This window comes from Ruegeria sp. AA3 (genome assembly GCF_056542905.1).
The window spans coordinates 1-6,057 of record NZ_JBQGAQ010000026.1 but is presented as its reverse complement, the minus strand read 5'-3'; the positions used below and the strand labels follow the sequence as shown (position 1 = coordinate 6,057).

General features: G+C 54.4%; 4 protein-coding genes and 1 pseudogene. 4 read left to right on the top strand and 1 reads right to left on the bottom strand.

The window, feature by feature from the left end:
- From ACR0JR_RS22120 to ACR0JR_RS22110, 3 genes are all read left to right on the top strand, one after another.
- On the top strand, positions 1–615 hold a 615-nt coding region (locus ACR0JR_RS22120; RefSeq protein WP_480458183.1), incomplete at its 5' end, for a type IV toxin-antitoxin system AbiEi family antitoxin domain-containing protein.
- Positions 605–790 carry a hypothetical protein gene (locus ACR0JR_RS22115; RefSeq protein ID WP_480423916.1) on the top strand — a complete coding sequence of 62 codons (186 nt, stop codon included), beginning with the start codon at positions 605–607 and terminating at the stop codon, positions 788–790. The genes ACR0JR_RS22120 and ACR0JR_RS22115, both read left to right, overlap by 11 nt.
- A 333-nt stretch (positions 791–1,123) precedes the next feature.
- Complete coding sequence (locus tag ACR0JR_RS22110; protein ID WP_480458182.1) at positions 1,124–3,742, top strand: S8 family peptidase; 2,619 nt, start codon at positions 1,124–1,126, stop codon at positions 3,740–3,742.
- Positions 3,743–3,927: 185 nt separating this feature from the next.
- Here ACR0JR_RS22110 and ACR0JR_RS22105 read toward each other — a convergent pair.
- Positions 3,928–4,026: pseudogene (locus ACR0JR_RS22105) on the bottom strand (transposase domain-containing protein); the annotation flags it as partial.
- Between the two features lie 451 nt (positions 4,027–4,477).
- On the opposite strand from ACR0JR_RS22105, the gene ACR0JR_RS22100 reads away from it, so the two are divergent.
- On the top strand, positions 4,478–6,057 hold a 1,580-nt coding region (locus ACR0JR_RS22100), incomplete at its 3' end, for a putative Ig domain-containing protein (RefSeq protein WP_480458180.1).

Genomic DNA, 6,057 nt, shown 5'->3' with positions numbered 1-6,057 from the left:
CTTGATCTTCTCGATGCGAGGCAGGTCTTGCAGGACCCTTGGATTCTTGTGCCGACGCTATTTGAGCCATGTTACATTGGGGGACGGACCGCTGCCGAGCATTGGGACCTCACCGAACAGATATTTGGCGATGTTCTTGTGTTTTCGGCCCGCTCGGTTGCCGCCCGGACAGTCGAGCGGCAGGGTGCGGTCTTTACACTCAAGCACATCAAGAATGAGATGATATTCGGGACGAAAACGGTTTGGCGTGGCCAGACCCGTATTCCGGTGTCTGATATTAACCGCACAATCATCGATATGCTCGATGATCCCCGGGTTGGCGGGGGCATTCAACATGTCTCGGAGTGTTTTGATCGCTACCTACAGCGGCCTGATTGCAACCCTGATCTGTTGATCGACTACGCTTTGTGCCACGGAAACGGCGCGGTCTTCAAGCGGCTCGGTTTTCTTGCTGAACGCCACGAAAAGGGCGGAATAGTTGCCCGCAAAGCGCGCAAGCATCTCACCAAGGGGCATGCCAAGCTGGACCCGTCTTTGGAGTGTCCGCGTCTCATCACACGTTGGCGCTTGCGTGTGCCGGATAGCTGGATGAAGGACGCCCCGCATGATCGATAAGCGCGAAATCCTTGGACTTGCCAGTACGCAGGGCCTTACCCCGCACGTGGTGGAAAAGGATTACGCGCTTGGCTGGGCGCTCGCGGGTATCTATGCGCATCCTGAGCTATCTGAATCCTGGGTCTTCAAGGGCGGTAGACCGGATCGAATTATTTTGGATTTCGGACCGCCTTAATTTGGATTGATCCGGCTTCAATCGCTCGGTCTTTTCGTCTGGGTTGAGGTGGTGAAGCTCCTGCCACTGATCTCATGGCGTGCGCAGGCCGCACCATAGCCGATGTCTATTCAAACATAGGATCGGAGTATTTCACAATACAGTAACTGGGTTCTAAAGTTGGGCAGGAAACGAATGGCCCGCCCACCGAATGATCGGTCAGCAATCCTCAATATCCGCAATACATTCAGCTTGTTACTTGCGAGCCGGGTGGGTCGGGCGGTTCATCGGTATCAACGGCGCGCGGTCGCAACCGAGCAGTTACAATCTAACAGCTAAAGAATAGCAATCATCATGCGCCTGTTTAAGACGTTAGCCCTGACCACGACGGCCATTGTCACCTTTGCCACCTCCGTCGCGGCGAGTATCTACTCGGATCAACTCACCTCCTATTCAAATCAACAGGCCTTGCAATTCCTCGTCAGTGAGCATGCGCGCGATCCATCAACCTTCGAGGATGCACGCAAGTACATCCTCCTGAGCCGACCAGCGATTATGGAGGACTACCTCAACCAAACCTTAGACCGGGCACCAGACACCCGTAGTTTTTCTCTTTCGGAGCTAAGCACAGGGGAGACCTTCGGAATTGGTTCGATCGCCCTTGGGCTCGCCGCAGTTGGGCTTGCAGCTTCTCTCGCAGGCGGTGGTGGTGGAGACTCTGAGACAGGCTCCGGCCCAAATCCAGGCACCGGTATTCCAAACCCAGGTCCCAGCCCATCACCTTCTCCAAACCCCAGTCCAAATCCAAGCCCAGGTCCCGGCACTCCAAACCCGGGCCCCAACCCAGGCCCCGGTCCCAACCCAGGCCCCGGTCCCAACCCAGGCCCCGGTCCGGACAATCCCGCTTTCTTCCGGACCGAAGAATTCAACGCAAACTATGCTCTGTCTCTGATTGGAGCCGATGAAAAATACGCTCAAGGCTGGCGAGGACAGGGCATAAAGATTGCAATCCTGGACAGTGGCATCGATCTCGACAGTCCAGAATTCGAAGGGAAAATCGACTTTGAGAACAGCCACTCTTACTTTGTCGGAGACCCCGACGATATTTCTGAACCTGACGGTCATGGCCGTTCCGGTCATGGCACGCATGTTGCCAACATCGCTGCAGGCAGGAAAAACGGTCAAGGCCTGCACGGCGTTGCCTTTGAATCCGAGCTTGTCATCTTCAATGGAATAAGAAAACGGGGCGACTACACCGAATTTACGATTCCGATCGAGAGCATATGGGCTGATGCCATAAACCGCGCAATTGACGCTGGTGCGCATGTCATGAACAACAGCTGGGGTCGAACCAAAATTGTCGATGATTTCATCGTCGAAATGCCAATCACGGATTTCACAACTGAAACTCCGGACGAAAATAGCAAAAATCTCAAAGAATTTCTTGGCGACAAAACCATCACCGCCCTGAATAGAGCCAAATCCGAAGACTTGATGACCGTTTTTGGCGCAGGCAACGGCGGCCTGCCCGACGTCTCAGTCACTGCAGGCATTCCGGTCGTGCTGCACGATTATCTCGGTTACTTCATCGCCGTCGTTGCTGTCCGTGAAGACAAGAGCCTATGGCACTCCTCCAACCACTGTGGCGTCGCAATGCACTTTTGCCTCGCTGCGCCAGGCGCAGGTGTCATTATCATCCCCAACGGCAACGGCTTCACTCACTTGAACGGAACATCCATTGCAGACGCCTATGTCACTGGCGCCTATGCCGTATTGAAGAGCCAGTGGCCACACCTGACAGCACCCGTAATCGCTGAGATTATGTTCGCGGCAGCCGAAGATCTCGGTGAGCCGGGTGTTGACCCGATCTACGGGCAGGGCCTCCTCAATCTGGAACGCGCCATGCTTCCTATGGGTGAGCTTGTCGTCTACCAGGGGAACACCATCGAGGGCGAAGTGATCCCTCTCGCCGAAACGGGCATCGTCGCCAGCGGCGCCCTGGCGCCAGCCCTCAACCAGGCCCTCGCAGGGCAGACCCTGATGGTTGCAGATGCGTATACGCGCGGATTTGAGCTTGCTGCCAGTGCCCTGGTCTCCGAACTCAAGGCGCCAAGACCCCGCCCCACCTTCGTACGGGAAACAAAGGCCAGCGACAGCCTCACACTCATGCGTTCAGATCACGGAACAGGTCTCCGTTTTGATGGGGATGTGTTCTCCTATGAGATAACTCTCGGCGACATAGATCCAGACGCAGATCCATTTGGACAGCTTCTGACAGAAGACTACTCATTCAGGCACAAGTTTGAACTCACACAAGCGCTGGCCCTTATTACTGACCACGCGGTCGGATCATCCACGGGCTCCTTCTCAAGGACCAGCATAGGGCTTGAAGCAAAAGACAAAGATGGGTCAGGCCTTTCTGCCCAGTTCGGCCTCATAGAAGAAAACGGCACAGTCCTTGGATCCCGCTTTATGGGAGCCGCGGGTCAGGGCGGACGCAGCTCTACCTCGTTCTTGGAAATATCCGGATCTGTTGCGGTCGGGCAGGGCACGCTCCTGACGGTATCGGGCACGCAAAGCAGGACAGATTTCAAACAGGCAGGCCTGGTCACTGGCGGCAAAAGCCTGACGGGGCGTGCCGGCAGCGTCTCAATCAGCAAGAAACGCTTTCTCGGCAGCCCAGGCACGATGCGCTTGTCGATATCCAGTCCGCTCCAGATCTCCTCTGGTGAGATTTCAATCGACCTCCCCCGGGACAGGGTTGCAGCAGTGGCCGGTCAGGAAAGCGCGGGCGTGACAAGAAGCTCTCAAACTGTGCAGATTACATCTTCAGTGCGGCCGATAGATATTGGCCTGACCTATCAGCTTGCTTCAGAAGCGCCCGGACCGGAAATTCTGTTTAACGCGGGATATCGCGCACAAGGCGGTGACCCCAATCCCTACATTGGATTTGCCCTCAGTCACAGGTTTTGAGCCGCACGGGCAGATGTTTCGGCCACTTCATCTGCCGAGAGAGCTGCGCAGTGCATAGCGCACCAGATGCACGATGCAGGTCTGAACCAGGGCCTCAGGGACGGCGGAGAACAGCAGCCGGTACATGCATTGGGCCGCTGAGATTTCTGCGTCATTTTCAGGATAAAGTGAAGGCGGTGCACCGATTACAGGTCTGTGGCGTAATTCCAGGGCATCAGGCTGCTGATGTTGGACTGTTTATGCCCGTTTGCGATAGCGGTCAGTGTTTGGGTGAGCCAGGCACGGCCATTGGTTAGAACGTAATGCAGGGCGGAACGTCGAACTGATGTGGTTGACTGGGCAACTCGCCCTGACCAGAAGACCATTGCAGACTTCTGGTGCGATAATGGTGCTTGTGGCGACTGTTTGCTCAGGCCGTATTGACAAAGTAACAGTCTGACAGGTGCAGACCCCACCATAGCCTTTTCCTATTCAAATATAGAATCATGGTATTTTCCAATTCAGCGATCTGGATCCAGTGTTGGATGCGGGACGAATTGGCTGGACGTATTCGCGGTCAATCGCGCAGCGGAACCCAATCAGTAAAACTTTGGAACGTTAGCCAGTACAATAACAACAGGTTTTCACTCATCACTCACATGTACAGCATGCAAATGAGATCATCTCAATTGCTCACAGCTTGAATTGGATAAAGGAATGACCGTAATGAACAATGCACCCGTTCTGGCACTTGCATTGCCTCATCAGTTTTCAGCAGAAGATCAATCTGTGAGCTTTGTATTACCGGCCAATGCATTCACGGATGTTGATGGCGATGCGCTGACCTTAAGCGCGACGCTTGCGGATGGTGCGGCCCTGCCTGGCTGGTTGGAGTTTGATGCGGTTGCGGGGAGTTTCTCGGGCACACCGCCCCAGGACTTCAATGGAACAGTCAACGTGATGGTGACGGCCAGCGACGGGTCTCTTTCGGCCAGCGACACCTTTGTGCTTGATGTTACCCCGGCCAATGATGCACCTGTCGCGGCTGATGATACTGTTGATCCGAGTGAGTTCCTGGTCAATGACTTCACCGATGGCTCTCAAAGCGACCCGAGTGTTACCGCTCTCGCCAATGGCCATTTCGTCGTCACCTGGCAGTCTGATGATGGACAGCCGGGCGATACGTCTGAAACTGCCATCAAGGCCCGTATTCTCAATGAGAATGGTGTGGAGATTGTCAGTGAATTTCTGGTGAATGAGTCTACTAATGGTAGTCAATTGACCCCCAGCGTTACCGAGCTCGCCAATGGCCATTTCGTCGTCACATGGCCGTCCAATGATCAGGAGCAAGGGCATCCGTCTGGTTTTGACATCAAGGCCCGTATTTTTGATACGGATGGTAATGAGATTGTCAGTCAGTTCCCGGTCAATGAAGTTACCCATGACATGCAAGGCTGGCCGAGCGTGACAGCCCTTGCCAATGGCCATTTCGTCGTCACCTGGCATTCTCTTGACGGGCAGCAAGGGGATACGTCCAGTTCTGCCATCAAGGCCCGCATTTTCGATGCAAATGGCGATGAGATTGTCAGTGAATTCCTGGTCAATGAATACACCAATGACGCGCAACTATACTCGAGCGTTACAGCGCTCGCCAATGGCCATTTTGTCGTCACCTGGCATTCTTGGGACCAACAGCACGGGGATACGTCTTGGTCTGCCGTCAAGGCTCGTATTTTCAATGAGAATGGCGATGAGATTGTCAGTGAGTTCCGTGTCAACGAATTCATCAACTTCTGGCAAGAGGACCCGAGTGTGACAGCCCTCGCCAATGGGGGTTTTGTTGTCACCTGGGGGTCTCATGACCAGCAGCAAGGGGATGCGTCCGCTTCTGCCATCAAGGCCCGTATTTTCAATGAGAATGGCGATGAGATTGTCAGTGAGTTCCTGGTCAATGAATTCACCGATAGCTGGCAAGTATACCCGAGTATTACAGCGCTCACCAATGGCCATTTTGTTGTCACCTGGATGTCTGAGGACCAGCAGCAAGGGGATACGTCCGGTACTGCCATCAAGGCCCGCATTTTCAATGAGAATGGCGATGAGGTTGTCAGTGAATTCCTGGTCAATGAATTCACCAATGGCTGGCAACAGAACCCGAGTGTGACAGCCCTCGCCAATGGGGGTTTTGTTGTCACCTGGGAGTCTCATGACGGACAGCAGGGCGATGGGGACCTCGCCATCAAGGCCCGCGTTTTTGATGCGAACGGTGTTGCTCAAAGTCACAAGATTATCACAGAAGATGTTGTCACCCTGATTGAGACCGCCACGCTTCTGGC